General features: G+C 62.7%; 22 protein-coding genes. 17 read left to right on the plus strand and 5 right to left on the minus strand.

Features of this window, described 5'->3' with window-relative positions; genetic code table 11:
* The first annotated feature begins 112 nt into the window (after positions 1-112).
* Positions 113-865 carry a DsbA family oxidoreductase gene (locus A4R35_RS22940; protein ID WP_112433633.1) on the plus strand — a complete coding sequence of 251 codons (753 nt, stop codon included), beginning with the start codon at positions 113-115 and terminating at the stop codon, positions 863-865.
* A gap of 229 nt (positions 866-1,094) precedes the next feature.
* Here A4R35_RS22940 and A4R35_RS22945 read toward each other — a convergent pair whose 3' ends face one another.
* Positions 1,095-1,733 carry a hypothetical protein gene (locus A4R35_RS22945; RefSeq protein ID WP_112433635.1) on the minus strand — a complete coding sequence of 213 codons (639 nt, stop codon included), beginning with the start codon at positions 1,731-1,733 and terminating at the stop codon, positions 1,095-1,097.
* 431 nt (positions 1,734-2,164) lie between these two features.
* Here A4R35_RS22945 and A4R35_RS22950 point away from each other — a divergent pair, with 431 nt between their 5' ends.
* Positions 2,165-2,683 (plus strand): molybdopterin-dependent oxidoreductase, encoded by a 519-nt coding sequence (locus tag A4R35_RS22950; RefSeq protein WP_112433637.1) that lies wholly within the window; start codon positions 2,165-2,167, stop codon positions 2,681-2,683.
* A gap of 1 nt (position 2,684) precedes the next feature.
* Here A4R35_RS22950 and A4R35_RS22955 read toward each other — a convergent pair whose 3' ends face one another.
* Positions 2,685-3,197 carry a hypothetical protein gene (locus A4R35_RS22955; protein ID WP_112433639.1) on the minus strand — a complete coding sequence of 171 codons (513 nt, stop codon included), beginning with the start codon at positions 3,195-3,197 and terminating at the stop codon, positions 2,685-2,687.
* A gap of 365 nt (positions 3,198-3,562) precedes the next feature.
* Here A4R35_RS22955 and A4R35_RS22960 point away from each other — a divergent pair, with 365 nt between their 5' ends.
* Entirely contained in the window at positions 3,563-5,086 is a 1,524-nt protein-coding gene (locus tag A4R35_RS22960) for a ribonuclease H-like domain-containing protein (protein ID WP_189362227.1), read from the plus strand.
* Positions 5,087-5,221: 135 nt separating this feature from the next.
* Here A4R35_RS22960 and A4R35_RS22965 read toward each other — a convergent pair whose 3' ends face one another.
* Positions 5,222-6,175 (minus strand): NAD(P)-dependent oxidoreductase, encoded by a 954-nt coding sequence (locus A4R35_RS22965; protein WP_112433643.1) that lies wholly within the window; start codon positions 6,173-6,175, stop codon positions 5,222-5,224.
* A 302-nt stretch (positions 6,176-6,477) separates the two neighbouring features.
* Here A4R35_RS22965 and A4R35_RS22970 point away from each other — a divergent pair, with 302 nt between their 5' ends.
* The 13 genes from A4R35_RS22970 to A4R35_RS23030 all read left to right on the plus strand — a co-directional run bounded on the left by A4R35_RS22970 (position 6,478) and on the right by A4R35_RS23030 (position 20,379).
* Positions 6,478-7,176, plus strand: a complete 699-nt coding sequence (locus tag A4R35_RS22970) for a FadR/GntR family transcriptional regulator (RefSeq protein ID WP_112433645.1) — start codon at positions 6,478-6,480, stop codon at positions 7,174-7,176.
* 282 nt (positions 7,177-7,458) lie between these two features.
* On the plus strand, positions 7,459-8,484 hold the full coding sequence (locus A4R35_RS22975; protein ID WP_112433647.1) for a thiamine pyrophosphate-dependent dehydrogenase E1 component subunit alpha: 1,026 nt from the start codon (positions 7,459-7,461) through the stop codon (positions 8,482-8,484).
* Complete coding sequence (locus tag A4R35_RS22980; protein ID WP_112433649.1) at positions 8,477-9,514, plus strand: alpha-ketoacid dehydrogenase subunit beta; 1,038 nt, start codon at positions 8,477-8,479, stop codon at positions 9,512-9,514. The genes A4R35_RS22975 and A4R35_RS22980 overlap by 8 nt, the downstream gene beginning before the upstream one ends.
* Positions 9,515-9,745: 231 nt before the next feature.
* Positions 9,746-11,098: a M24 family metallopeptidase gene (locus A4R35_RS22985; protein WP_112433651.1), complete on the plus strand. Its 1,353-nt coding sequence runs from the start codon at positions 9,746-9,748 to the stop codon at positions 11,096-11,098.
* A gap of 159 nt (positions 11,099-11,257) precedes the next feature.
* A complete protein-coding gene (locus tag A4R35_RS22990) occupies positions 11,258-12,745 on the plus strand; it encodes a dihydrolipoamide acetyltransferase family protein (RefSeq protein WP_112433653.1) in 1,488 nt (495 codons plus the stop codon).
* A 370-nt stretch (positions 12,746-13,115) separates the two neighbouring features.
* Positions 13,116-14,351, plus strand: coding sequence for an amino acid ABC transporter substrate-binding protein (locus tag A4R35_RS22995; RefSeq protein WP_112433655.1), 1,236 nt, complete (start codon positions 13,116-13,118; stop codon positions 14,349-14,351).
* A gap of 100 nt (positions 14,352-14,451) precedes the next feature.
* The gene (locus A4R35_RS23000; protein WP_112433657.1) at positions 14,452-15,255 is read left to right on the plus strand and encodes an ABC transporter ATP-binding protein; all 804 of its coding nucleotides are present in this window, start codon (positions 14,452-14,454) and stop codon (positions 15,253-15,255) included.
* A complete protein-coding gene (locus tag A4R35_RS23005; protein WP_112433659.1) occupies positions 15,252-16,043 on the plus strand; it encodes an ABC transporter ATP-binding protein in 792 nt (263 codons plus the stop codon). The genes A4R35_RS23000 and A4R35_RS23005 overlap by 4 nt, the downstream gene beginning before the upstream one ends.
* 32 nt (positions 16,044-16,075) lie before the next feature.
* Positions 16,076-16,966: a branched-chain amino acid ABC transporter permease gene (locus A4R35_RS23010; protein ID WP_112433661.1), complete on the plus strand. Its 891-nt coding sequence runs from the start codon at positions 16,076-16,078 to the stop codon at positions 16,964-16,966.
* Between the two features lie 86 nt (positions 16,967-17,052).
* Positions 17,053-18,066, plus strand: a complete 1,014-nt coding sequence (locus A4R35_RS23015; RefSeq protein ID WP_189362228.1) for a branched-chain amino acid ABC transporter permease — start codon at positions 17,053-17,055, stop codon at positions 18,064-18,066.
* 92 nt (positions 18,067-18,158) lie between these two features.
* Positions 18,159-18,443, plus strand: a complete 285-nt coding sequence (locus tag A4R35_RS23020; protein WP_112433665.1) for a hypothetical protein — start codon at positions 18,159-18,161, stop codon at positions 18,441-18,443.
* A gap of 54 nt (positions 18,444-18,497) precedes the next feature.
* Entirely contained in the window at positions 18,498-19,241 is a 744-nt protein-coding gene (locus tag A4R35_RS23995; protein ID WP_146747313.1) for a zinc-binding dehydrogenase, read from the plus strand.
* Positions 19,242-19,494: 253 nt separating this feature from the next.
* Positions 19,495-20,379 (plus strand): class I SAM-dependent methyltransferase, encoded by an 885-nt coding sequence (locus tag A4R35_RS23030; RefSeq protein WP_112433667.1) that lies wholly within the window; start codon positions 19,495-19,497, stop codon positions 20,377-20,379.
* 48 nt (positions 20,380-20,427) lie between these two features.
* Here A4R35_RS23030 and A4R35_RS23035 read toward each other — a convergent pair whose 3' ends face one another.
* On the minus strand, positions 20,428-21,948 hold the full coding sequence (locus tag A4R35_RS23035; protein WP_223258458.1) for a xylulokinase: 1,521 nt from the start codon (positions 21,946-21,948) through the stop codon (positions 20,428-20,430).
* A 76-nt stretch (positions 21,949-22,024) separates the two neighbouring features.
* Positions 22,025-22,900: a 5-deoxy-glucuronate isomerase gene (iolB, locus tag A4R35_RS23040; protein ID WP_112433671.1), complete on the minus strand. Its 876-nt coding sequence runs from the start codon at positions 22,898-22,900 to the stop codon at positions 22,025-22,027.
* Between the two features lie 760 nt (positions 22,901-23,660).
* Here iolB and A4R35_RS23045 point away from each other — a divergent pair.
* The gene (locus A4R35_RS23045; RefSeq protein ID WP_112433673.1) at positions 23,661-26,996 is read left to right on the plus strand and encodes a lectin; all 3,336 of its coding nucleotides are present in this window, start codon (positions 23,661-23,663) and stop codon (positions 26,994-26,996) included.

Below are 26,996 nucleotides of genomic sequence, written 5' to 3' on the forward strand. Positions count from 1 at the left end.
CTGAGTCTGTCCGCATAAAGCTAGCTGGCTGGCTCGCGGCGCCCTGTCGGTCAGTTCGCTCTGGGACGGGCGCTGGGGGTCCAGCTGGCCATCGCGGAGCGAGGCGAGTATCATGGAGATTGAGATCTGGTCGGACCTTGTTTGTCCCTGGTGCTATATCGGCAAGCGGCGCCTGGAGAAAGCGCTGACAGACTTTCCCCAGCGCGAGCGTGTCAGGCTGGTCTGGCGTAGCTTTCAGCTTGATCCGCTGGCGCCGTATGAGGCCCGTGAGGGCGTCAGTGCGATGCTGGCGCGTAAGTATGGTGTCTCCCTGGCCGAGGCCGAGGCTATGAATGCGCGTGTCAGTGCCCTGGCTGCCCAGGAGGGCCTGACCTTCCGTCTGGAGCAGGCGCGTTATAGCAATACCTTCGATGCTCACCGCTTACTCCATCTGGCCGCTGCACACGGACGAACTCAGGAGCTGGCCGAGCGCCTCTTTCGCGCCTACTTCGGCGAGGGGGCAGCGTTGAGTGAGCCAGAGACGCTGCGGCGCCTGGCAACGGAGGTGGGTCTGCCAGAGGAGGAGATAGAGCTTGTGTTGCAAAGCTCGGCCTATGCTGAGGCGGTGCGTGATGATGAGCGGCGCGCTCACGAGCTGGGCGTGCAGGGTGTGCCCTTCTTCCTCTTCGCTGGACGCTATGCGGTCTCGGGCGCACAGCCAGTCTCACTATTGCGTCAGGTGCTGGAACGGGCCTGGCGCGAGAGCGCTCGGGAACAGCCGCAGGTGGTGGCTGCTGCCAGCGCCGACGACGGGCAGAGCCTGGACCAAGAACAGCCTTGCGCCGACGGGAGCTGTGCCTTGCCGGGCAGCGAGCGCGCTGGCTGAGGCTCTGGGGGCTGGGCCAGTCCATCCACAGTCGCCAGCGTGGCCCAGCTCCTGCCCGTCGGGAGGCGCCTAGCGCAGAATCAGGTAGCAGACAAGCCCAATCAGGGTGAGCAACGCCAGGAACTTCAGGATCAGCAGCGCAATCAAAAGGCGCTGCTGCCTGCTCCCCTTGAAACCAGGCAGAGCACCAGAGAGGCGCCCAAGCTGGCGGCTGATCCTGCCGGCAAGCTCAGTCCCCCATGTCGTTGTTGCGCTCGTGACGAAAGGGTCCCTCGGCTGGAGGCCACTCGATGATCTCTATATCCTCGTGGATGACCCGTTCATACCAGTCCGCATTTCGATGAATTTGATCTAGCTGGTCATCAGATAGTTTTTGATCACATTTTGTTTGAAGAATCTGTAGTACTGCTATGACAGCCAGATCGCGTTGATAAGGATCTTTAGCAGCGCGGTAGCGATCTCTTTCCTCCTTGGCCCTCTTGGCCAGAGCATACTGCTCTTCATCGACAAATATTGCATTACGTCTCTCCGAGATCACACTGTTTGTGAATTCTTTGACGTAGAAATTCACGGCACTCTCTTGCAGTTCCAGATAAGCCTTGGTGCTCAGCCTCGTTTCTGGTATAGATTTGCCGAGTTCTTCTGTCGCAATCTGATCAGCTTGCCGTCGGAGGGCTGAGCGATTGAGGTAAAAGTAATGATGACGGGTTGCGGTCTCTTGAGCCAATCGCCGCAACTCTTGTGCGGCGCGCAAACAAAGTCGGTTGTGAAGAGTGGGAGGAATGCCACTGTCAGAAATCCCTGGCAGGTGGGGCAAGTTGACAGGTTCCAGTGCTTCAGGTTCGTCCTGGAAGTTGAAGTCAATCATGATGACGATGATCCTTTCTGTGAGTTGCCAGACACGCACGTTGAGTCGCAGTGGCAGGATTGCTGGTAGGGCCTGTCTCTCCTCTCTGGCTGGCGTCGGCGGCGGGGGCCGCCAATAGCGACGCTGCCAGCGGCGTAACCAGGCTCGAGGGCCATGCCGTCCGTAATGGTACACCATTATTTCGCACTGAAAAATTGACCCGTCCCGACACACTTGAAATTGATACTTTTCTATTGAGGAGTGTACAATTGTCTGCGCTTATTGTCAAGAGATTTCAAATAGTATCAGTGTGTCTCTCTATTGAAAAATAGCGCCTGGTTGCTAACTCTCCCAGCCTCCGATCAGAAGGAGGCGAAGATAGCCTTGCCTGCTATCTCGCCGCGTGCTATAACTCGTAAGAGCACAGCTCTCCACTGTTCAGGAGCAGAACGATGCAACAAAAAAAAGAAGCGCCGCAGCAGCTTTCCACCCTGCCGTCTCACCCGCTGGGGGACGCGGCTGAGGAGATCAAGAGAAAATTACGCATCTGCGGCTGCGTTGCCCATACCCTGGAGCTAGAGGTGGCGGACCTGGCCCATCTCCCTCGCCAGACCTGGCAAGCTCCTTTCTCGTGTGAGGAGGGCTGGACCGTGCCCGCCCTGACCTGGGAGGGCTGGCGTTTGTGCAGCCTGCTCGATCTGGCCCGGCCCTTGCCCACGGCGCGCGCAGTGGCCGTCTGCTCCGGTGGCTACACCGTCTGGCTAACTCTTGAAGAGGCCGGGCAGGCCCTGCTTTGCGATCGTCTCAATAGCGCCCCCCTCTCGCGCGAGCATGGGGCTCCGTGGCGGCTGCTCGTCCCTGGCGGCAAGTGCTATACAAGTGTGAAGTGGGTCGATACCTTGCTTATCAGCGAGACGGTGGGTGTATCCACTGCCGAGGAGATTGCTCGTCAGCGTTTGGAGGCTCGCTGAGCTAGCTCCCTGATCCACGCTGTTGGCCGCCTGCTGTGCTGGGGTCTGGCGTGGTCGCCGCCGTCCGCGGGGGAGAGGTTCTCTCAATGAGCAGGATGATACAAATAATGGCCGGTAAAATGAGCATGGTGAGGGACATATTGGTTTCAATGCTCATTTCTGCCTGATACCTTAGTAGAAAATTGATTATAAGAGGTATAAGAGCAATACAGACAATGAGAACCAGTCGTTGAGCGAAGAAGCGCCAAAGCAGTCGTTCGTTATAGCGGTCTGTAGCCAGGAAGCGGGCGCGCCGGCCATAGAGAAGGCGCCAGCCAGTGATCAGCCGGAGCAGCACCATAACCATGGCCAGCGCTAGAGCGAGGCCATAGGTCAGCACGGCGGTCGTAAAGAAGAAGAAGAAGGAGAAGAGGAGACTCAGTGACCGCTCCGGATTAAAGAGCGAGAGGCCGCCGGCGAGCAGATTCAAGGTCAGCCCCAGCACGAGAGCAATAAGGGTGATTCTCCTCAGCATGGCGTCGCATCCTCCGTTAACCTCTCTATCGGGGGTCCCGGCCAGGACGAAGTGACTCTCGCCTCATCCTTCATGAAGGACCGGCACCGACCAGACTCACCGCTAGTAGCCTGGTTCTTTCGTGCTGCTAACTATAGCACCTTTCTCTCAGAAAGCCAACCCTTAACGACATCCGGCCCTCCTTGAACGTCCCTCGGCTGTAGGAACACCTCATCATCAAAAATCTGCCGGCTCCTGCGTCTGCCTATGCAGAATGTCCAGTTTGCCAGGGTCGCTCTGCAAGCGGAACAGGGATGGCCCGGATCGCGGGCGGCTGGGCAGAAAGAAACCTATCACCTGGAGAGAGCAGAGCGGAGCTTCGTGCTATGCGCATCTTCTTCTTCTCTGATTGGCGTATCCAGGAGCTGGAGCTGGCTGAGCAACTGCTACGCTCCGTAGCGCCCGTTGATGTGATCGTCTATGGCGGCGATGATGTGCGGCGTTTCCAGGTCTCTTCTGGGCGCAATTACTTCAGTCAGCTGGCCAGCTATGCCCGCTACGGCCTGCTGGGCGTCATCGGCAACGATTGCGGGCCGGAAGACCGCCTCGTGCTGCACGCACGCGGCGTGCATGATCTCCACGCCGAGCCACTCCTCATTGAAGACGTTGGCTTTATCGGCATCGAAGGAGCCATTTGTGACGGAGAACGCAACAGCATCGGCAAGATTCTCCATCCCGAGAGCGAGGTGCGTGCTCACCTGGATCAGGCGCGCCAGCGCCTGGGCGAGGCGGCGAGACGCCTGGTTGTAGTCTCGCACACCCCGCCGGCGGGCTGCCGTCTCGACATCGGTATTCGCTTCGGCTTCAGCCGTCTCGGCTCGGAGGCCCTCAAGGAGTTTGTCTTCACTCAGCAGCCGGCCCTGGTTCTCTGTGGACATTGCCACTCACGAGGCGGCAAGACGGCCCTCCTGGGCGAGGCGCTGGTGGTCAATGGGGCCTCAGATGACGTCAATCCCGAGCTGGCGCGCGCCGCTCTGATCGAGCTGGAGGCCACCGCGGCCCTGCCGACAGTGACCTGGCTGGAGCCACCCGCCCGTCTGCGCGGACCACATATCGGCCCCCGGCGCGCCGCGCGGTTAGCGGCCTACGGCATCACGCGCCTGGAAGAACTGCGTACGGCCCCGCTCGAAGTGCTCAAAGCCATCCAGTTCGGCCCTCAGCGTCGCCTGGTGCTGGACAGCTACCTGCGCGCTTGTCAGGAGAACTGTGCCATCTGGCTGAAGGCGCCGCAGCTGCCCTCGCCGCTCCTCTTCTACGACGTTGAGACCGGCCTCGCCTCCTGTGATCCTCTTCAACTGGGAACCCCGGAGCCGTGGCTCATTGGCACCTTCGATGGCCAGACCCTGCGTCAGTGGGCCGTCCCCGAAGAGCATCCAGGCCGCCGTCAGGCTATGTACAGAGACTTCCTGGCTTATGTGGAGGCCCATCCAGGCGCGACGCTCTGCTCCTGGAGCGGTCGCCGCTTCGACGAACGCTCCATCGAGGCGGGCCTTGCCCGCTGGGCGCCATCGCTCCTGCCGCGCTGGAGATCTCTGCCCAAGCTCGACCTGTTGCAAGCGCTCAAAAAGATCCTGGTGCTTCCGCTGGCGAGCTGGTCGCTCAAGGAGGTCGCCGTCTGGTGCGGCTTCCGTTTCAGCGGCGATCTCGATGGCTTTGAGGCCGGCCTGCTCTATGAGGAATATCGGACCTACGGCGAACCTCTACCAGTTGAGACGCTCATGGGTTACAATGCCGAGGACGTCCTGGCCCTGGCTCATGTCATGCAGTACCTGCTCGGCACTGTACCGACGACCTCTGGCTCGTCGATCTCGTCACCGTACCCTGGCCGAGGCCAGCCAGCTCCCAGCTAGAGCGGCCCTTTTTCCTCGCCTTCGTGACCTTGTAAGCAAGCTCTGGCCCAGGTCACGGCGCTTCTTGTCGCACAGGCAGGAGAGCTGGCTATGCCCGTCCTGATTTAGCTTCTCTCGTCCGTGGCGCTGGCCCGTTTAGCCTTGTTCTGGTCCTGTCGCCCTGGTCTTGTCTTGTCTGCCTGACGACGACTGCTGGTCCGCACTGGGAGAGCCAGGTACGCCCGCCATATGGGCCAGCACATCGAAGAGTACCGCAAAATCCTCCTGGCCCAGACCCAAAGCCCGCGCCGCTGTCAGCAGCTCGTTGGCCAGGGCAACCGACGGCAGCGGCACATCGACCTCGCGACCCAGCTCCTGAGCCAGCAGCAGATCTTTCTGCATCATATTGACCGAAAAGAGCGCCTCCGCTGGACGCTCAAGCACAAACGGAGCGCGGTATTGCATCGCCGGCGAGGCCACGACGCTCTCCATCCAGACACGAAAAGCCGTCTCGCGTGGAATGCCCCCCTTCTCGGCCAGCAGCAAGCCCTCGCTGAAGGCCAGGAACTGCACCGGCAGGCTGAGATTGATGGCGATTTTCATCAGCACAGCCTGCCCGTTGGGACCAACATAGTTGACTTTCGGACCGATGTCGAGCAGCACCGGTCGAACCTGTTCGAAAACGGCCTGATCGCCACCGACCATGATCGCCAGCCGGCCCTGTTCGACCGTCACCGTGCTTCCTGAAACGGGAGCGTCGAGCATGTGGGCGCCACGCTCAGCGACGCGGGCCGCCAGGGCGCGGCTGACCGAAGGGCTGACTGTGCTCATATCAACGTAGATCTTGCCAGGACCCAGGCCAGCCAACAGGCCCTGTGGCCCCTCGGTGATGGCCTGCAAGGCCGCTGTGTCTGCCACCATGCTGAAAATAATGTCGGCGGCCTGGGCCACCGCCGCCGGACTCTCTCCCCAGCGCATGCCGGCCTTCAGCAACCAGCGCGCCTTCTCGCGAGTGCGATTGTAGCCGGTGAGTATGTGCCCGGCTTGCAGCAAGCGGTAGGCAATGCGCCCACCCATAGCTCCAAGACCAACGAAACCCAGATTTGCCATCGCTGTCAATACCCTCCTCTACAGTAGAGTTGATAGAGCGCGCTCCGCGCCTTGCTGCTAGATAGTTCTACTCCAACCTGGCAACCCGGCGCTACTGTCTCTGCCAGCCAGCCAGCCAGTTCCCCTCTCTCACGACTTTCGCCAGGCCGTCTCGTCTTGGTGAACTGGGGAGCGGCAAACAGAAGCACCGTGCCAAAGGGTTGTCAAAGACAGCCGGTCTGATTATACTATAATCATTGGTATGATAAACATACCATCTGGTCTCTGACCAGGTAAAGATCCTGGCAGCAGCGGAGAAAGGATTGTACACACCTATTCAATCCAGCAAGCTGTTCGAACAGATTGCGGAACAGATCGAGGAGCGTATTCTGCGAGGCGAACTGCGCAGCGGCGATCGTCTACCGAGCGAGCGCGAACTAAGCGAGCAATTTGGGGCGAGCCGGACGGCGGTCCGAGAAGCCATGAAGACGCTGGCTCAACGGGGGCTGGTCGACATGCGACCGGGACGCGGCACCATCGTCATCAATGCCACCTCGCGCGCCATGCAGCAGACCTTAGAGCTAATGGTGCGTGTTGGGCGCGAGGACGGTTATGCCAATCTGGTCGAGCTACGGGAGCTACTTGAGCCGGGCATTGCCGCCCTGGCGGCGGCACGGGCGAGCGAAGAGCATCTTGCGCGCCTGCGCGCGGTTGTTGAGCAGATGGATGCCAGTCTCCACGATGTCGAGGCCTACATTGCCGCCGACAACGACTTTCATCGCACGCTCGCCACAGCCTCGGGCAATCGCCTGATCCTGACCTTTGTCGACTCGATCGTCGATCTGCTCAGCGAGCAGCGCAAACATATCTCGCGCATCGGTGGAGCAATGGAGCGGGCCCAATATCATCACAAGCGCATTCTGGAAGCGGTGAGCCGCCGCGACGCCGAAGCCGCCCGCATTGCCATGCAGGAGCACCTGCACCAGGTCCGCCAGGATCTGGAGACGGCCAACCGCGGCTAGGCGCAGCAATTGATGAGCGCCTCTGCTGGGGTGACCCCCCTGGCAGTTTAGCGGGCCAAACGGCCTGGCCTGGCTGTCGAGGGGGGCGGGCCGTTGCTCCTCCCTGCGCTGAGACTGTTCGTCATCGCTGATGAGATATACTCATCCTATTGTCCTCTCATCAGGCTACAATGGCTGGCCGGGCAGCAATGTCCGGGGAGCCGCGTCGCCAGTGAGGCCCGCGGGCCAGCCGGGGCGCTGAGTGAGAACGCCGCATCAGTCAGGAGCGGGAGAAGCACAACGATGGTCTCAGAGCACCTCACCTCATCCGAAGGGCGTCCGCTGGCGCTTGACGAAGCCAGCCGGGCGCGCGAGCGACAATTTTGGCTGAGTCTCTACGAGCAGATGCTCACCATACGCCTCTTTGAAGAGCAGGTGAACGAGCTATATATGAGCGCCAAAATGCCGGGCCTGGCCCACCTGTACAGCGGCGAAGAGGCGGTGGCCGTTGGGGTCTGCGCGGCTCTGCGCCGCGACGACTACATCACCAGCACCCATCGTGGTCATGGGCACTGTCTCGCCAAGGGCGCCGCCGTCGACCGTATGTTTGCCGAGCTGCTCGGTAAGCAGCCCGGCTACTGTCGCGGCAAGGGCGGCTCTATGCACATTGCCGATCAGGAAAGCGGCAACCTGGGAGCCAATGCCATCGTCGGAGGCAGTGCTGGTATCGCCACCGGGGCTGCCCTCTCCTGCAAGCGGCGGGGCAGCGGTCAGGTTGTGGTCTGCTTCTTCGGCGATGGCGCCTTGGGGCAGGGCCTGCTCTACGAGGCCATGAACATGGCTGCGCTCTGGCAGCTGCCCGTCATCTATGTTTGCGAGAACAATCTCTACAACGAGTACACGCCCAATCGCGAGACGACCGCCGGCGACATGCTGGCCCGCCCCCGGGCTTTCGGCATTCACACCGAGGAAGTCGATGGACAGGACGTGCGCGCTGTCTACGCGGCTGCTGTGCGCCTCGTCGAGCGCGCGCGGCGCGGTGAAGGGCCGGCCTATCTCCAGTGCAACACCTACCGCTTCTACGGCCATCATGTCGGCGACATCCAGCGCAGCTACTACCGTTCCCGCGAAGAAGAAGAGTGGTGGAAGGCGCAGCGCGATCCCCTGAAGCTCCTCGGCTCCTGGCTGCGCGAGCAGGGACTGGCCGAGGACAGCCACTTTGCTGAGATCGAGCGCCGCGTGCGTGCCATGATCGAGGCAGGAGTGCGCTTTGCTCTGGAGGCTCCCTATCCTGATCCGCAAGAGGTGGCCCAGCATGTCTATGCCTAGTGCCTCAAGCGCAGCAAGTGCGCCACAAGTGCCACAAGCGCCAGAGGGCTGGCGCGAGATCACGCTCGGGCAGGCCATTCGTGAGGCGCTCGCAGAGGAGATGCGCCGTGATCCGCGTATCCTCCTCTTAGGTGAAGACGTCGCCGAAGCCGGTAATCCTTTCAAAGTACTCAGTGGCCTGGTCGAGGAGTTTGGACCGGAGCGAGTCATCGATACTCCCATCTCAGAGGCCGGCTTTACGGGTATCGGCGTGGGCCTGGCGATGACTGGCATGCGGCCCGTTGTTGACATCATGTTCGGGGACTTCCTGACGCTGGCGATGGACCAGATCGTCAATCAGGCGGCTAAGGTGCACTACATGTCTGGCGGCAAGCTCAAGGTGCCGCTGGTAGTGCGCACAACGCTCGGGGCCACGCGCCGCTCGGCGGCCCAGCATAGCCAGAGCCTGCACGCCTGGTTTAGCCATATCCCCGGGCTGAAGGTCGTGCTGCCTTCAACGCCCTACGATGCCAAGGGCTTGTTGAAGACGGCCATTCGCGATGATAACCCGGTCCTCTTCTTTGAGGACAAGATGATGTACCAGCTCAAGGGGCTGGTGCCCGAGGGAGAGTACACCATTCCCTTCGGCGTGGCTGATATCAAGCGCGAGGGAAGCGACCTGACCATTGTGGCCACGAGCAGCATGGTCCAGGTGGCCCTGGCCGCCGCCACTGAGCTGGAGCAGCTCGGCATCAGCGCTGAGGTCATTGATCCGCGCACAACCTCGCCCCTGGACAAGCAGACGCTGATCGAGTCAGCCAAGAAGACCAGCCGCGTGATCGTTGTCGACGAGGGCTATCAGAGCTACGGGGTGACCGCCGAGATTGCCGCCGTCATTAGCGAAGGCGCCTTCTACTATCTCGATGCCCCGGTCAAGCGCCTCGGGGCCCTCGATGTGCCAGTACCCTTCTCGCCTGTTCTGGAGGATCTGACCGTGCCGACGCCAGCCGCCGTCGTGGAGATGGCGAAAACCCTCTGTGGAAGAGCCTGAGACTCTGCCAGCCCTCTCTCGCTCCTGCCTGCTCAGCGGGAATGAATAGGCTTGCGGCGAGATCCGCGGTCAACGGCAGGGAAGCGACCAGTCAAAGATGTTCTGCATCTCAGCATGACCGTTGTCGTTACAGCTTCTTGTCAGCGCGATCGACGTTGATCCGTAGGCGTGCGGCGCCAGGTGGGCAATACCTGGCGCGGCGCTGCGACTCTGAGGGAGGAGAAACTCGCTATGGCGATCAAGACGTATGGACCGATGGCCGTTGACTGGGAGGTGCGTGTCGACTACGAGCGGCTGCGCCGCGAGCGACTGGCGCGGGTGCAAAAATTGCTCAGGGAGTCCGAGCTAGGGGCCTTGCTCTGCTTCGACATGAGCAACATTCGCTATATTACCTCGACCCACATCGGCACCTGGGCCATGGACAAGCTCTTCCGCTTTACGCTGCTGCCACGCGATGACGAGCCGATTCTGTGGACCTTCGGCTCGGCGGCGCGCCATGATCAGCTCTATGCGCCCTGGATGGGAGAGCGGGCGCGTGCGGGCATCTCGACGATGCGCGGGGCGATGGCGCCCGGCTCTGGACGTGCCGAGGATGTGGCGCGCAAGATCCGCAGCGAGCTGGAGGAGCGCGGCCTCCTGCATGAGCCGCTGGGGGTCGATGTCATTGAGCCGCAGGTCCTCTTTGCCCTCCAGAAAGAAGGGATTACCATCGCCGACGGGCAGAATCTCATGCAGACGGCGCGCATGATCAAGACCCAGGATGAGATTACCCTCTTGACCACCGCCTGCATGATGGTTGATGCGGCCTACGAGGAGCTGTATCGCTGGATGCGCCCGGGTGTGCGCGAGAATGAGTGCGTGGCCCTGGTCAGCAAGGTCCTCTACGATCTCGGCTCGGAGCACGTCGAAGGAGTCAACGCCATTTCAGGCGAGCGTTGCAGTCCTCACCCGCATGTCTTTAGCGACCGCGTGCTGCGTCCGGGAGATCCCGCCTATTTTGACATTCTGCACAGCTTCAATGGCTACCGCACCTGTTATTACCGCACCTTTGCCGTTGGCAGTGCCTCGCCAGCGATGGTGGACGCCTACAAGCGTTGCCGCGAGATCCTCGATGTGGCCATCAATGCCATTAAGCCGGGCGTGACCACTGCCGATGTCGTCAAGCTCTGGCCGCGCGCCGAGGAGTTCGGCTTCCCCAATGAGGAGGCGGCTTTCGCGCTGCAGTTCGGCCACGGCGTGGGCCTGACGATCTGGGAGAAGCCGGTGTTCAGTCGCCTGGTCTCCTTTGATCACCCCGAGGTCATCGAGGAGGGCATGGTCTTCGCGCTCGAGACCTTCTGGCCCGCCAGCGACGGCTGGACGGCGGCCCGCATTGAGGAGCAGCTTGTGGTGACGAAGGACGGCTGTGAAGTGATTACGCGCTTCCCCGCCGAAGAGCTACTTGTGGCCGGTACGCGCTACTACACCGTCAACGGGCCACTCTCCCCCATTCGTGAGGTGCAGTCGCATCTGAACACGGCTGCTGGCCAGGGTGGACCGCGGATGCCGGCGCCAGCAGCAACCTCAGCAGGTCATACACTCTAGCTCTTGCCCGCTGGTCCGTTCCGGTCTGGTCTGCTCGCCTGTTCTGCCGGCCCTGATCGTGCCAGGTTCCCCCAGACAGGGGGCAGGCCAGACCCTGGGTCACCGCGCCTGAGCTGAACACCGATTATCAGAGCAACAGAAGAGCAGAGGAGTGCACTGATGGCGACCAGGGTCATCATGCCCGCGTTAGGAATGGCCCAGGAGACAGGGAAGATTCTGCGCTGGCTCAAGCGCGAGGGCGAGCCGGTGCACCAGGGCGAGCCGCTGGCTGAGATTGAGACAGATAAAGCGACCGTCGAGCTGGAGGCACCAGCTTCGGGTCTGCTGAGCGCGATCACGGCCAGAGAGGGGGAGGACATTCCTGTGGGGCAGCAGATTGCCCTGATTCTGGCTCCCAGTGAGCAGCCCCTGGCTGGGCCTGCCTCGACGGCAGCGGCAGCGCGCCAGCCGGCTGAGCGTGAGCAGCAGCATCGAGAAGAGAGGGACGCCGGCGAGGCGGTCAGGCCAGCGGCAGCTTCCAATCCGACCAGTACCAGCCCGCTCACAGTGGAACCCCCTTCCCCTGCGCTCACGGACGAGCATACGCGCGGCTCGGGGAGGCTGGTTTCTCCTCTGGCTGCGCGCATCGCTGCCGAGCATCAGGTCGATCTGCGTCAGCTCCAGCCCCAGGGGCGGCGCATTCAAAAGGCGGATGTCCTGGCCTATCTGGCCAGCCATCGCATACAAGAGCCGACAACGAGCGGGTCTGCTGCGCGCTCGTCCGGGCAAACGCGTCTGTTGGCGGCCTCGCCCAAGGCCAGGCGTCTGGCGGCTGAGCTGGGGCAGGATCTGGCGGCCCTTGCCCGCACTGGTCTCGGCAGTGGCCCCGAGGGGGCGATCCTGGCTGCTGACGTCCTGGCTGCCGCCTCCATCCAGGCAGAGCGGAGAGCGACTACTGTCGCCCCCCAGCCGACCCAGGTGAGCGAGGAGACAGCGGCGACAACGACGCTGAGCCAGGTCTGGCGCCTCATGGCCGAGCGCACTGTCCAGAGCTGGCAGCAGGTGCCGCATTTCTTCCTGCTGCGTGAGGTCCAGGCAGGGCGGCTGCTCGCCTGGCATCAAGCCATGCAGCGGCGCTGTTCGCCCGAGGTCACTTATACTGATCTGCTCGTGCGTGTGGTGGCCGCCGCTCTGCGGACCCATCCCCAGATCAACGCCTCCTGGCAAGATGGGCGCCTGGTTCGTCATGAAGCAATCAATATCGGCCTGGCCGTCGCCACCGATGAAGGGCTGGTGGTGCCGGTCATCCACGAGGCTGATCGCTTGAGCCTGTCGGCCCTGGTGAATGCACGCAAGGATCTCGTCGAACGGGCGCGCAGCCGGCGCCTGCGTCCCCAGGATCTGCAGGGAGGGACCTTTACCATCAGCAACCTGGGAATGTATGGCGTCGACGCCTTCAACGCCATCATCAATGCGCCCCAGGCCGCCATCCTGGCTGTAGGGCGCATCAGCGAGCGCGTCATCGCCGTCGCCGGTCAGCCGGTGGTCGCGCCCACTATGCTGCTGAGCCTCTCCTGCGACCATCGCGTCATCGATGGGGCCCGCGGGGCTCAGTTCCTGGCTACCCTGGCCGAGCTGCTGGAGGAGCCGCTGGAGCTGCTGGCCTGAAGCCGGCTCCTCGTCGCAAGGCCCCTCGCTTGGGCCGGCGATCTCACTCACATACGACAACTGCCAGGAGCGGAGGTCGATAGAAAGAAGAACAAACTAAATACCGAGCAGGAGCTGTTTTTGTCTTCACTGGTGCCTTACTGAAGCAGAGCATTGCAGAGCAGCGACAAGAACAGCGTTGTTCTGTGGCAGGCCCTCAGTCGGGCAGAGCAGGATCGGGCGATTTATGGCGCGCAATCTATTTCGGGCCGTCCACGCGGACAGACATTATGGAGCAGAGGCGCCCACCTGCCCGGGGGGACGGTGACTTTCCGCCGGAGACGGGCAAGCCCGGCTGTTCTGTCGCGAGGCGTCGCGTAAGGAGGACGACATGAAGTCTTTTCGTCTCTTCGTCACGACAACCGTGCTGCTGGTTCTGATATTGACCGGTTGCAGCGCCGCCCAGAACGCTGGCAGCAGCACCAGCTCATCGAATGGGCTGCCGCCAGCGGGTCAGCCGATCGTCATCGGTGGCACCCTCGGCCTGACCGGAGCCTATGCCGGCCCCTCAGCTGACTACAAGGCCACTTATGATTACTGGCTCCAGCAGGTCAACAGCCACGGCGGCCTGCTTGGCCATCCCGTCAAAATGATTATTTACGACGACGAGAGCAATCCGGCCACCGCTCAGAGCCTCTACCAGCGGCTCATTCACCAGGACAAGGTCAACCTTCTGCTCTCGCCCTATACGACGGCCATTGGTGGGGCCGTGCTGCCGATTGCCGCCGCCAACCACATGATCCTCTGGAATGGCGGTTTTGTGGGCATCAAGCTTTTCAAGAGCAGCCAATGGATGATTGGCTCCTATACCTACCAGGAGCCTGACTACAGTCGCGGCGTCTTCGAGATGATCGACTCCCTGCCGGCCAGCGAGCGACCCACGCGCGTGGGTATCGTTACCGAGCAGAATCCCTTTACCCTGGCCGTGCGTGATGGCTACCAGGGCCAGGGTGGGGTCATCAACTTCGCCAAGCAGCGCGGAATGCAGATCGTCCTCAATGAAGAGTATCCGCCCACGGCCACCGACGTCAGCGGCCTCATCCAGCGGGCCAAAGCGGCCAAGGTCGATCTCTTCTTCGCCCTCTCGCTGCCCAACCCGGCGGCCCTCATCGCGCGTACCGCCTACTCGCTCGGCTTCAAGCCAAAGATCTACTGCGCCTGCGGCTCGCTGGTGACCTCGCTGCCCTACTGGGCCCAGTTGGGGCCTGCAGGTGAGGGCATTTTCTCCACGGCGATGGCTGTGCCTAGCGACAGCTACGACGGCATCAACGACCTCTTTACCATGCTGCAGCAGGTGCGGCACGAAACCGTCTTCAGCCAGTACGCCGCCGTCGCCATGACCATTCTGCAGGTCATGCAGCAAGCGGTTGAGGGAGCACGCACACTTGATCAGCAGCAGCTGCGGGCCTATGTCCTGAGCCATCGCTTCAACACCGTCAATGGTCCGCTGACCTTCGATCAGTACGGCATGCCTCGCTACAATGCTGTGCTGGTGCAGTATCTCAACGGCAAGAACGAGGTAGTCTGGCCACCCAGTCGGGCTACTGCCAAGCCACAACTGCAGTAGCGACGCCTATGGCGGGAGGGCCTGTCTCCTGGCCTGGGACTGACGCCAGGAGACAGGCCCTCCCTCTGGCACGCTGTCGAGTCGAAACGGGAGAGCAACGATGGAACCTGTCTTGCAGGTCGACTCCCTCTCGAAACGCTTCGGGAGCATTGTGGCGCTGGAACGCGTCTCATTTGCGCTGGAGGCTGGCACCATTCTGGGGCTGATTGGACCAAATGGCTCCGGCAAGACCACCTTGCTTAATACGCTGAATGGCCTCTATCGACCCGATAGCGGCGAGATCCGCTATCTGGGCCGCCCAACGCGCAACCTGCGTCCCCATCAACTAGCCTTGTTAGGGATCAGCCGCACCTTTCAGAATGCGCGCGTCTTCCACACGCTCACCGTCACCCAGAATATGCTGGTGTCGCTGGTGCATGCCCGCGTACATAGTGCCGAGGCCCAGGAGCGAGCGCGCCAGCTGCTAACCTTTGTCGGCCTGGAGCGCTATCAGGCTCTGCCGGCCAGCGAGCTGTCGGGCGGCCAGCAGAAGCTGTTAGAGTTCGCTCGGGCTTTGATGACAGAGCCGCGGCTCGTGCTGATGGACGAACCGTTTGGTGGCGTCCATCCCGAGATCAAGGCCCTGCTGCTGGAGCGCATCCGCGAGGCGCAGCAAGAGCGCCAGGTCTCCTTTATTATTGTCAGCCACGAGATCCCCGACCTGCTGAGCCTGGCGCGGACCATCATCTGCATGAGCTATGGGCGAATCATCGCCCGCGGTAGCCCGCAGGAGGTCAGCGAGCACCCCGATGTGATCGCGGCCTATCTGGGCCATGCCGGGGGGCAGGCCCAGATCCAGACCTCGCCCTCGTCGCCAGTTTCGTCTTCTTCCTATTTTGAACAGGCAGGAGGGCATCCGTCATGATGAGGCACGCCGCCGACGTGCCGGCAGGCTCTGGCGCGCCCTCGCCCAATGGACTGGCGTCGAACGCCAACGCTGGCTTGAGCATGCGCGGAGTCACTGCCGGCTACTATAGTCACGACCTGGTCTTGAACAACGTCAGCCTTAATGCGCGTCCGGGGAAAGTGACCGTGCTGCTGGGGCCAAATGGCTCAGGCAAGTCGACAGCTTTGCGCGTTCTCTATGGCCTGCTCAGGCCGCGCAGCGGGCAAATCCTGCTCGACGGACGTGAGATCACCACGGTGCCGCCTCAGCGACGCCTGGCTCTGGGTATGGCTCTGCTGCCGCAGGGACGCTCGGTCTTTCCTGAGCTGACTGTGCAGGAGAACCTGGAGATCGGCGGCTGGCTCCTGGGGCGCGATCGCCGCCGCCTGGCCGCTGCGCTGGAGGCGGTCTACGCGCGCTATCCTTTGCTCAAGGAGTGGCGCCAGAAGCAGGCTGGCAGTCTGAGCGGTGGTCAGCAACGCCTGGTTGAAATTGGGCGCATGATGGTGGCCGATCCGCGTGTCATCCTGATCGATGAGCCTTCGGTGGGCCTGGCGCCTGTCATCGTCGATCAGGTCTATGAGGAGATTGCCCGCCTTAAGGAAGAGCAGCGTACCATTCTCCTGGTCGATCAGAACGTGCGTGCCGCCGTGGCCCTGGCCGATTATATCTACACGCTGGAATATGGTCGCAACAATCTGGAGGGCGAGCGCGGTGCCTTTGAGGACCGACTGGAGGCCCTGATCAAGAGCTGGCTGCGCTTTTAGTGCGGGAAGAGCAGAAGAGAAGGAGAAGCGCTATGCTGACAACGATCAGCCTGTCGCTGCTGGTGCAGGCGCTGATCAATGGCCTGCTGCTCGGCCTAGTCTATACTCTGATTTCGCTCGGCCTGAGTCTGACGCTGGGCATTATGGGCGTGGTCAACGTCGCTCACAGCACGCTCATCATGCTTGGCTCCTATCTGGCCTTAGAGCTGCTGCAGCGCCTGGGCCTTGACCCCATCATCAGCGCCGTCATTGCTGTGCCAGTCTTTTTCCTGATCGGGGTTCTCTTAGAGCGGCTACTGATCAGCCGTGTGGCGCGTACCTCGCAGACGACGGGCTTGCTGGTGCTCTTTGGGGTCCTGGTGGTTATCGAAGGGGCGGCGATCCTGCGCTGGACGACCGATACGCAGGTGCTCTCGGTGAGCTATACCAATGCCTCCCTGACCCTCGCTGGCATTGCCATCGCTGTGCCACGACTGATTGCCGCCGCCATTGCTCTGGTCCTCGTCTGGCTCCTCGATACCTTTCTGCGCTCGACGCTCTACGGCAAGGCCATCCGCGCCATGGCCCAGAATCGCGATGCGGCCCGCATCTCGGGCATTGATACCGATCGCCTCTCCTTGCTGGTCTTTGGTCTGGCTACGGCGACCGCCGGCGTTGGAGGCGTAGTACTGGCGATGATCTTTCCTTTTGATCCGCAGGACCACTATCGCTGGCTGGCCTGGGCCTTTCTGGTGGTGGTCATCGGCGGCCTGGGTAGCATCCGCAATACGCTGCTGGCCGGCCTGCTGATCGGTCTGATCGAGACCGTGAGCAGCGTCCTCTTCCCTTTCCAGTATGTCTACTTCATTGTCTACCTGCTGCTGGTGGTCGCGCTGCTGGTGCGTGGCCAGGGCCTGGCTGGGAGCCAGAGTCGCGCGCTGTGAGGCAGACAGAGAGGCAGAGGTAAGGCGCCAGGAAGCGCCCTCTCAGGAGAGAGGACAAAACGAGAGCGAGCGGGAGGATGATTACTATGAGTAGCGCGCTGCTTGAACAGGTGACGGCGAGGACACGCTGGCGGCGCTGGCTCTATCGCGGACTGGGTGCGGCGGCGGCAGTGGGTCTGCTGGCGGTGCTGGGCGTCTTGATCCCTTTGGACTGGGTGACGACCCTCTCTGCGGTCTTTATGTATATCTTGCTGGCGGAGAGCTGGAATATTCTGGGAGGCTACGCCGGCTATCTCAATTTCGGGATGGTGACCTTTTTTGGCGTTGGCGCCTATACCGCCGGGGTCCTCTGCACGCAGTACAATGTCCATCCTTTGCTGACCATTCCTTTGGCAGGAGTGATGGCGACAGTGGTGGCGCTGCTGGTGGGTGTGCCGGCGCTGCGCCTGCGTGGGGTCTACTTTGCGATCCTGACTCTCATTATCAGCTTCCTGACCCAGGTGCTGGTCACGAACCTGGACATTACGGGCGGCGCCAGCGGAATCTATATGCCATCGCTGCCTTTCGACCCCTTTACAAACGAGCAGATCTTCTACTACGCCTTTCTGGGCCTGATGCTGCTGGCGGTGCTGCTGGCCTTCATCATCGAACGCTCGCGCTTTGGCTACGCCCTGGTGGCCATCCGTGAAGATGAGGACCCGGCGGAGATCCTGGGAGTGCATACGACCTGGCTGAAGACGCAGGCCCTGCTGCTGGGGGCCTTTCTGGCTGGCGTTGCCGGGGCGATCTATGCCTTCCATACGAGCTATATTGAGCCGCAAGGGACCTTTAGTCTGGACATTTCCATCGATGTGGTGCTGATGAGTCTGGTCGGAGGTCTGGGCACCTGGCAGGGGCCGGTGATTGGGGTACCGCTGATGCTGGTGACGGCTCAGGTACTGCGCATTCTGGCCGGGGAACTGCCATTTCTCGGGTCCACCATCCCACCGGAGTTTGACCGGGTGGTCTTTGGAATCATCCTGATTCTGGTGGCACTCCTGGCCCCCTATGGCGTCATGGGCCTGGTGCGTCGCGTGCGGGGACGCCGCTTGACAGTCTAGGTTAGGTCTCTCTTCGGGGTTGGGGCTATGAGGCGATAAAGGCAAGAAAAAGGATAGGAATAGATAAAGAGCGGGAGAGGAGGTCGGCAGCCATGAAGGCAGCGAGCTATTATGATCGTGGGGATGTGCGCATTGAAGAGGTCCCCGAACCGGGAACGCCGGGCGAGGGCGAGGTCTTATTGCAGGTGCTGCGTGCGGGCATCTGTGGCACCGACGTGGCAGAGTTCTTACGTCAACGACCCCTGGCTCAAGCCAGGGGCTTGCCCGCAGCCTCGTCGGCCCGGGCTTCGGGGCTGGTTGACGGCAGCCCACTGCCCCGTAGGACAGGACAGCACTGCGGCTGGGTTGACCCGCCTGTCCCCCGCCGGGTGAGGTGAAGCCGTTGCTGACTCACAGGTCAGTGCCTTGAGGCCTCGCAAGGCGAGGATAGCATGAGAGAGACTGCCATGTCAACCGCCGGCAGAGAGCCAGAGGAGGCGGCACACCTTTATGGACCACATTTTGCGCCTCTGCAGGAGCGCCATCCCTTCAGCGGCCATCAGGGACCGCTGATTCTGGGCCATGAGTTCATGGGGCGCGTTGTGGCCCTCGGCCCTGGAGTGGTAGAGCTGGCTGTTGGTCAGCGGGTAGCGGTCGGCGCAGGGATGTGCTATCCGGTGCCAGAGGGCTGTAGCGATGAGGCGGCGGCTCGCGCCCTGGAACCTGCCCTGCTGATCGCTGTCGATGTTGATGCCCGACGACTGGAGCGGGCGGCTGTACTTGGGGCCAGCCAGCTGGTCCAGGCCGGTGCCGAGGATGTGCTGCAGGCGCTGAGACAGTTGACCGACGGCGAAGGCCCGGAGCTGGTGATCGAAGCCTCGGGGGCTGCCTCGGCCCCAGCGCTGGCCCTGGCTGCAGCCCAGCGCGGTGGGCGTGTCTTACTCGTGGGCCTTCAGGCCGAGCCACGGGCTCTGGATCTGCATGCAGCGGTCGTGCGCGAGATAGAGCTGCTCACGACCAACGCCCATGTCAGCCCCGTCGATCTGCCCGAAGCCCTGGCCCTTCTGAGTCGGGAGGAGCTGGCAAAGCAGGTCATCGATCGTGTGATTCCGCTGGAGCGCCTCGTTCCTGATGGCTTGCTGGCTCTGGCGGAAGGGCAGGCCCACGGCAAGATTTTGCTCGATCCCCAGAGCTGAGTGGCTGGCCCGCCGCTTCTGCTGCCCGGCTCAAGATCCAGACCCAGGCCAGACTGGGCTGAGACTTGCCAGGCACGACCTTGCTCTGCTATCCTGAAGCAAAGAGGCAAAACAGGCGGGACCGCCCAGCAGACAGGCTCTGAAGAGATCTTGGGCAGCATAGCACGAAATTGGTGGCGTTGCTACCGCTGCGGAGGGTGGTCTCATCATCTGAGCGAAATGCTGTCATTGCAGCGAAGAGGAGAGCAAAGTCATGGCTTCCCCTGATGAGCAGGACGTGGCCGGGCAAGAGGCCGGCGCAGGCTCAACCTATCATATTGATACCGAGCAGGCCGCCGAGCTGGCGCGCCTCATGCAGCAGAATCGTCTGGCGATCGAGGCAATGGGGGGCATCTTCCCCGAAGAGCTGGCTCTCCCGCAGGGGGGGCGTGTCCTCGACCTGGCCTGTGGACCTGGGGGCTGGGTCCTGGAGGGGGCCTTTCTCTATCCCCAGGCTGACTTCATCGGAGTCGATATCAGCGCGAGCATGATCGAATATGCGCGCGCCCAGGCCCAATCGCGGCGTCTGGAGAACGCCAGCTTCCTGGTGATGGATGTCATGAAGCCGATGTCTTTCCCCGACGCCTCCTTTGATGTCATCAACGGTCGTCTGCTAAGCAGCTTCATGCTGCCAGCGGCCTGGCCTGAGCTGCTCAAAGAGTGCTGGCGCCTGCTCAAACCTGGCGGCGTTCTCTGTCTCACAGACACCGAGGGGCCGCTGACCAACAGCGAGGCGACCGAGCGCTTTTTCGCCTTAGGCTTTCAGGCCCTCAAACGCGCCGGCCAGAGCTTTTCCCCGGACGGGCGTCATATTGGCATCACCCCACAACTGGCACCTTTCCTGCGCCAGGCTGGCTTCGAGCAGGTGCGTCTGCGGGCCAGTGCCCTGGACTGGTCCAGCGAATCGCCGGCTCACTACAGCTTCTTCAAGGACGTCATGATTTTGCTCGAGGTCTCGCGCCCCTTTCTGATTCAGATGGGCCTGGCTACCGCAGAAGAGCTAGAGCGTCTGGCCCAGCAGGCCCTGGCAGAGATGCAGGCCGACGATTTCCGCGGCCTGGTGGTGGCCGTGGTGGCCTGGGGGCGCAAGCCGGCCTGATCTGAATACGCCCACCCTGAGCGAGCTGGGTCAGGCAGACCAGGCCAGTCACGGCCCCAGGGGGGTACCCGTCTCACGCCCGCGCGCCAGCAGCTCCAGATAGCGTGCATAGAGCGCAGCACAGCGGGCCTGTTGCTCGCCTGGTGTCGTAACCACACTGCGGGCCGGAGCCAGCCGGGCCAGCTCCTGGCCCTCGCTCCAGACGCCGGCAGCCAGGCCACCCAGGAGAGCCGCCCCCCGAGCGGTAGTCTCTGCCGCCTCCAACGACAGCAGAGGGCGACCCAGAAGATCGGCGAGCAGCTGGCGCCAGGCTGGGTGCAGGCTGCCGCCACCAGCAACCAGGAGGCTGCTGACCTCACCGGCTCCGGGAAGACGCTCCAGGGCCAGACGGATACCGCAGGCTACTCCCTCCAGAGCGGAGCGCAGCAGGTGAGCGCGACTGTGCTCCAGGCGTAGCCCCACAAAGGCCCCTGTCTGCGGCCCGTTGTAGTGGGGACGCTCGGGGGTCAGCGTGGGCAGAAAGGTCAGGCCCTCGGCCCCTGGCGGGACCTGCTCCAGGCTGGCATAGACCTCCGACCACTCGGCGTGCAGTTGACGCCGCAGCCAGTCGAGGACCAGCCCGGCATTCTGGACTGCCGCCATCCGGTACCAGTGACGTCCGTCGGCAGCGCGATAGAGGTGGGTACGCAGGGTAGGATCGGGCTGCGGCTCCTCGCAGAGCAGCACTAGCTGCGCTCCCGTTCCCAGGCTTAGCAAGAGCGTGCCCGGCGCCAGGACCCCCGCGCCCAGCAGAGCGGCGGCCACATCGGCGGCTCCAGTGGCGACGGGGAGGCCGCTGGGCAGCTCCAAAGCCGCCGCCGCCTCCGAAGAGAGGGTACCGGCCTGAGCCGCCGAAGGAAGCAGCGGGGGCAGCAGGTCGAAGCGCAAGCCCAGAGCGGCAATGACCTCCTCGGCCCAGCGATCAGCCGGCAGGTCGTAGAGCAGCGTCGCCGAGGCATCGCTGGCCTCCGTTACCAGGCCGCTTGTCACCTCTGTCGTCGAGCGGCGCGCCGTCAGACGCAGGCGCAGCCAGTCTTTAGGTAAGAGCGCCCGCGCAGAGCGCGCGTAGCAGGCTGGCTCATGCTCGGCAAGCCAGCAGAGTAGAGGGCCGGCCATGCCCGGCACGAGCGGGTTGGCCAGGCGCTGCCGCAAGGCGCTGGGCAGAGCGCGAAACCGGGCGAGGACCTTCTCGGCGCGACGGTCGGGCCAGAGCATGGCAGCGCGCGTTGGCTGCCCATCGGCTGCCACCATGACAACGCCGTGCATCTGGCCGGCCAGGCCCACACCTGCGATCCGGCACTGCGGCGCTCGCTCGCGCGCCTCGCGCACGGCCAGCCGGGTCGCGCGCCACCAGTCGGCGGGGATGCTCTCGGCCCAGCCTGGCCGCCGCGTCAACAGGGCGTACTCAGCCCGACCCTCGCCCAGCAGGCGCCCCTCCAGGTCGAGGATGACCGCTTTGACGGCACTCGTGCCCAGGTCGATCCCGAGTAATGCGGTCGTTGCTCCCATCGTGGCATCCTTTCCTGTCACTTACTCTTCCTTTCCCACTTTCCGAGCTGGCTGGCCCCAGCCTGGCACCTGGTTGCCAGACCCTCTGGTGCCGGCCTCAGCTGCTGCGAACCGAGGTCCCCGAACCCGGGCGCAGCACAGTGCCCATAATCGAGCCAGAGGGAGGCAGCAGACGCCGAAAAGCCGCATCGACCTGGTACTGCCAGACGCGACGTGGCCCGGCCATGACGTTGAGATAGTACAGGTCACAGCCCGGCACCGCCGCCACCGTATGGTAGCCGCGCGGCACCAGCACCAGCTCGCCGTCGTGTACCGTCATGGTCTCGTCCAGCCCGTCGTAGGTGTAGACACGCTGAATGGCAAAGCCGTCCGCCGGCTGGATATGGTGATAATAGGTCTCCTCAAGATAGGACTCGTGCGGCGGATTCTCGCTATCGTGCTTGTGGGGGGGAAACGATGACCAGTTGCCGCCCGGAGTAATCACCTCGACGGCGATCAGCCGCTCAGCCTCCTGGTCGGTGTCCAGAATATGACGAATGCGGCGCTCGGTCTGACCGGAGCCACGAATCTCCAGGCTGATATCGGCAGGCCCGATCAGCCGCGCCGGCAGATGCTGCTCGGTTGCAGGCGCCGCGGCAACGGCGATCTCCATCGCCTCGGAGCGACAGATGATCTCGTAATGCCCATCGACAGAGAGATAAAGGGCGTAGGGAGAGCGGTCGTCAAAGACGCTCAGGCGCTCGCCTACTTCCCCCAGCGCCTGGCCGTTCAGCCAGGCTGCGCCTACGCCCGTCAGAATCAGCACCAGAGTCTCCTGACCTTCTGCTGTCCCACGGAGGCGCTGGCCCGAGCGCAGGTGGTAAACCGTAAACGATACATACTGCCAGCCAGCCGAGGCAGGGGTCACGGCTAACCGGGCCTGCGGCTCCTCAGCCTGGGCCAGCCTTGATGTTGGACGAATAAGCAAACCCATACCAGACTCCCTCGTAACTATTGCCCTGACAGACCTGCAATGCTGAGAGCGCTTCCCGATCGGCCAGTCCGCCCTTTTACTCGTGGGCGCCTTTACCAACCTGCCGGTCGCGCTCTCTGCTGCTCATTCTCCTAACATGATAATCGAGGGCCGTGGCTCTTGAGTAGGGGCAAGATGAGTAAGCAGGAAGCGCTCTCGCCCCACCTTGGATTGGGCTGGAGCTGATACTGCCGACGCGCAAGCAGAGGGGGAGTCAGACGACAACTCCTTGCGCTTGCGCTTCTCGGCACAGCAGCTGTCTGTGCCGCGCCGCAAGCACTGCAGTTGGTTGGTACACTTGACTATCTTACCGGGGCAGTGTATCATTACTCCTGTGGGAGTAAGATAGTCAAATGTACCAATTAGCTCGGGAAGTGCCAGCCGGGGAAGAAGCGGCCTCAGCGACAGGCCTGGCTGGCGGGGTGCCCTTCCCGCAGACAACCGCTGCCATGTCGACAGGGCCAGCTGGGGGAGCGTGGCCCGGAGATAGCCTTTCACCACCGTTGACCAGGTTTGAAGCGTTGCAATTGCTGCTCCGTTGTTGTGGCAGCGTGTGGCTCACGATGCCCACTCTGTGCTGTTGGGCCATAGCGCTGTAATCGTGTTTGCTCACAAGGGCAGCGCGGCGCAGCCAGTCAGCCGAAGCCTTGTCTCCTGGTCGGCGGTCTGTCGCAGAATGACATGGCTGCCGCGCGATAAAAGAGATGAGGAGAATGCCACGATGAGGTACGTCACGAGCGCAAGATTCTGGCTCTTTCCTATCATCATCTTGACCATACTACTCATCATCCCATTGACCGGCTTAGAGAGGCCAGTGCTGGCAGCGCAGCGGCTGGCGGCCCCGGCGCGGGCGACAGACCTGGCAAGCCTGGTTGATCCCTTCACCGGGACTGGTATCCAGCAAGGGGCGCCTTTCGGCGGCGGCGATACCTTTCCCGGGGCTGATCTCCCCTTCGGCATGGTGCAGTGGAGTCCCGACACCGTCAGCTACGTCCCGGGCGGCTATTGGTACAACGACAACCGCTTGCGCGGCTTCAGCCTGACTCATCTCAGCGGCGCTGGCTGTAGCGCCTATGGCGATATTCCGTTCATGCCCTACCTTGGCGCGGTCAGCGACTCGCCAGCAGCTGACCCCATGCGCTACATCGCTACCTTCTCCCACAGCAACGAGCAAGCCAGCGCTGGCTACTATGCCGTCACCCTTGACAGCGGTGTCAAAGTGGAGCTGAGCGTTACCCAGCGCAGCGGTATTGGCCGCTTCACCTATCCGCGCGGGCAGACAGCGACCATGCTGGTCAACGTCTCCGGCTCGGCCAACGGGGCCTTAGACGCCGAGGCTACCATCGATCCAGTGAGCCGCACCATCTCAGGCTGGGTCAGCAGCGGTCACTTCTGCGGCGCCAGCGACGTCTACCGCCTCTACTTCTGGGCCAGCTTCAGCCAGCCCTTTGCCAGCATTGGAACCTGGCATAACAACGCCGTCAGCACGGGTAGCCGCAGCGTGCGCGGTGGCAGTCAAGTGGCTTCCCTGGTTAGCAAAGTCCAATTGGCCCAGGCCCAGCTGGCGCGCGGTGCCCGACCCACGCCCGCCCTTGTCCAGGCGGCCCATCAGCACCCGGACGTCACCGTCTCCGGCCCCGGCTCTGGCGCCTTTGTCACCTTTGACACGGCACGCGATAACGTGGTCACTGTGCGTGTCGGCCTCTCCTTCGTCAGCAGTGACAATGCTCGCCTCAACGTCGACAGCGAGGACCCCGATGGCAACTTCGACCAGGTATGCCAGCAGGCTCAGGCAACCTGGAATCGCTGGCTGGGCGAGGTTCAGGTCAGCGGCGGTACCTCTACCCAGCTCACCACCTTCTACACCGCGCTCTACCATGTCCTGCTGCAGCCCAACGTCTTTTCGGATATCAACGGGCAATACATCGGCTTCGACGGCCAGGTTCACACACTACCACGCGGTCATGCTTTCTATGCGAACTACTCAGGCTGGGACATCTACCGTTCGGAGATCCAGCTGCTGGCCTTGCTGGCTCCCCAGGAGACCAGCGACATCATTCAGTCGATGGTGCTGGCTTATCAGCAAAGCGGCCAGTTGCCCAAGTGGAGCCTGGCCAATGGCGAGACCTATGTGATGGTTGGTGATCCTGCCGATCCGATCATCGCTGGCGCCTACGCCTTCGGGGCCCACGACTTCGACACGCGGGCCGCCCTGGAGGCTATGATGCAGGAGGCCACGCAGCCGAACAATATTCGTCCTGGCCTGCGCTACCTGGAGGAGCTGGGCTACTTGCCCCAGGACGGCGGCTATGGCTGCTGCAACTTCTATGGCTCGGCGGCGACGCAGCTCGAATACGACAGCGCCGATTTCGCCATTGGGGCCTTCGCTCAGGCCCTGGGCGATCAGGCCGATGCGCAGAAGTTCATGGCTCGGGCTCAGGACTGGGAGAATCTGCTCAATCCTGCCGACGGCTACCTGGAGCCGCGCAACGCCGATGGCACCTTCCCCACAGCCTACGATCCGGCCAGTCAGGCCGGCTGGGTCGAGGGCAACGGAGCGCAATATAACTGGATGGTGCCCTTCAACCTGCGTGGTCTCTTCGACGCCCTCGGCGGCAATGCTAAAGTGCTACCGCGTCTGGACACCTTCTTCACCCAGCTCAACGCCGGGCCGGACCAGCCCTACGCCTTTCTCGGCAATGAGCCGACGCTTGAAACGCCCTGGGAGTATGACTACGCCGGCGCTCCCTACAAGACCCAGCAGGTGGTACGCCAGGCGGTCAACACGCTCTACGCGCCCGGTCCGGGCGGCCTGGCCGGCAATGACGATCTCGGAGAAATGTCCTCCTGGTACGTCTTTGCGGCTCTGGGCTTCTTCCCCATCGTACCCGGCACCGCCGATCTGGTGCTGGCCAGTCCCCTCTTCCCGAGCATCAAAGTGACGCGCCCCAGCGGCCAGGTCATCCAGATCAACGCGCCCCAGGCCGCCGAGAGCGCGCCCTACGTGCAGAGCCTGCGCGTCAACGGCCAGACTACGACACGGCCCTGGCTGCCGCCCTCCTTCATCGCCCAGGGGGGCACCCTCGACTTTGTGCTGGATACAGCGCCCAATGCCGCCTGGGGCAGCGATCCTGCTGATGCTCCGCCTTCCTATGCTACCGGTCAGATGGAGGCCCGCATCAGCTTCTCACCTGCACGGGCCAGCCTGGCCCCTGGGGCCAGCACACAGGTCAGCCTGGTCGCTCGTGACCTGCTCGGGAAGACGCAGAGCATCAGCTGGAGCGCCCATCCCTCAGCCGGTCTGAGCGTCTCGCCAACCAGCGGCAGTTTCAGCGTGCCGACCTATGGCTCTGCCAGCCAGACGCTCACCGTCAGTGCGGCCTCCGGGCAGCCAGAGGGCTATGCCACCATCACTTTCAGCGTGCAGACCGCCGACGGCTCGACGCTACCCACCGTCACCTTGCCGGTGCTGGTCGCTCCTGCGGGCAGCCTGCTGCCACTTGTCAATAACATTGGCATCTCGAACGATAATACGCCAACCATCGCCGACTTCGATGGCTCGCACTTCAGCTACTCGGCTCAGCTCCTGGCCAGCCTGGGCTACAAGCCTGGCGCCACAGTCACCGTCGACGGCGTCAGTTACACCTGGCCCAACGTCCCGGTTGAAACGCAGGATAATGTCCAGTGCTCTGGCCAGACTATCCAGGTCGTGCCCAAACCCGGTGCCACACAGCTGACCTTCCTGGGCAGCGCTACCAATGGTCCATCGGTCGGCACGCTGACCATCACCTATACCGATGGGAGCACGCAGACAGCCCAGCTTGGCTTCAGCGATTGGACACTCAATGCCGGCGTCAGCTCGCCCGCCTATGGCAATGTGGTGGCCGCCCAGATGCCCTATCGCAATAGCGGCTCGGGAACGCCGCAGGAAGTTGAGACCTACCTCTTCGCCAGCGCCCCCATTGCTCTGGAGGCTGGTAAGACCGTGGCCAGCATTACGCTGCCTGCGACGGTCAGCCAGGGCCACTTGCATCTCTTTGCCTATGCGCTGAGCTAG

Source organism: Thermogemmatispora tikiterensis, assembly GCF_003268475.1.
GTDB classification, from domain to species: domain Bacteria; phylum Chloroflexota; class Ktedonobacteria; order Ktedonobacterales; family Ktedonobacteraceae; genus Thermogemmatispora; species Thermogemmatispora tikiterensis.

Bases quoted from the DNA above. Each gene is read 5' to 3' on its own strand.
- A4R35_RS22945 (WP_112433635.1), bottom strand. From the start codon at position 1,733: ATGATTGACTTCAACTTCCAGGACGAACCTGAAGCACTGGAACCTGTC.
- A4R35_RS23020 (WP_112433665.1), top strand. From the start codon at position 18,159: ATGAAGGCAGCGAGCTATTATGATCGTGGGGATGTGCGCATTGAAGAG.
- A4R35_RS23015 (WP_189362228.1), top strand. From the start codon at position 17,053: ATGAGTAGCGCGCTGCTTGAACAGGTGACGGCGAGGACACGCTGGCGG.
- A4R35_RS22965 (WP_112433643.1), bottom strand. From the start codon at position 6,175: ATGGCAAATCTGGGTTTCGTTGGTCTTGGAGCTATGGGTGGGCGCATT.
- A4R35_RS23995 (WP_146747313.1), top strand. From the start codon at position 18,498: ATGAGAGAGACTGCCATGTCAACCGCCGGCAGAGAGCCAGAGGAGGCG.
- A4R35_RS23010 (WP_112433661.1), top strand. From the start codon at position 16,076: ATGCTGACAACGATCAGCCTGTCGCTGCTGGTGCAGGCGCTGATCAAT.
- A4R35_RS22960 (WP_189362227.1), top strand. From the start codon at position 3,563: ATGCGCATCTTCTTCTTCTCTGATTGGCGTATCCAGGAGCTGGAGCTG.
- A4R35_RS22950 (WP_112433637.1), top strand. From the start codon at position 2,165: ATGCAACAAAAAAAAGAAGCGCCGCAGCAGCTTTCCACCCTGCCGTCT.
- iolB (WP_112433671.1), bottom strand. From the start codon at position 22,900: ATGGGTTTGCTTATTCGTCCAACATCAAGGCTGGCCCAGGCTGAGGAG.
- A4R35_RS23005 (WP_112433659.1), top strand. From the start codon at position 15,252: ATGATGAGGCACGCCGCCGACGTGCCGGCAGGCTCTGGCGCGCCCTCG.
- A4R35_RS22980 (WP_112433649.1), top strand. From the start codon at position 8,477: ATGCCTAGTGCCTCAAGCGCAGCAAGTGCGCCACAAGTGCCACAAGCG.
- A4R35_RS22985 (WP_112433651.1), top strand. From the start codon at position 9,746: ATGGCGATCAAGACGTATGGACCGATGGCCGTTGACTGGGAGGTGCGT.
- A4R35_RS23045 (WP_112433673.1), top strand. From the start codon at position 23,661: ATGAGGTACGTCACGAGCGCAAGATTCTGGCTCTTTCCTATCATCATC.
- A4R35_RS22995 (WP_112433655.1), top strand. From the start codon at position 13,116: ATGAAGTCTTTTCGTCTCTTCGTCACGACAACCGTGCTGCTGGTTCTG.
- A4R35_RS23030 (WP_112433667.1), top strand. From the start codon at position 19,495: ATGGCTTCCCCTGATGAGCAGGACGTGGCCGGGCAAGAGGCCGGCGCA.
- A4R35_RS22990 (WP_112433653.1), top strand. From the start codon at position 11,258: ATGGCGACCAGGGTCATCATGCCCGCGTTAGGAATGGCCCAGGAGACA.
- A4R35_RS22940 (WP_112433633.1), top strand. From the start codon at position 113: ATGGAGATTGAGATCTGGTCGGACCTTGTTTGTCCCTGGTGCTATATC.
- A4R35_RS22955 (WP_112433639.1), bottom strand. From the start codon at position 3,197: ATGCTGAGGAGAATCACCCTTATTGCTCTCGTGCTGGGGCTGACCTTG.
- A4R35_RS22975 (WP_112433647.1), top strand. From the start codon at position 7,459: ATGGTCTCAGAGCACCTCACCTCATCCGAAGGGCGTCCGCTGGCGCTT.
- A4R35_RS23000 (WP_112433657.1), top strand. From the start codon at position 14,452: ATGGAACCTGTCTTGCAGGTCGACTCCCTCTCGAAACGCTTCGGGAGC.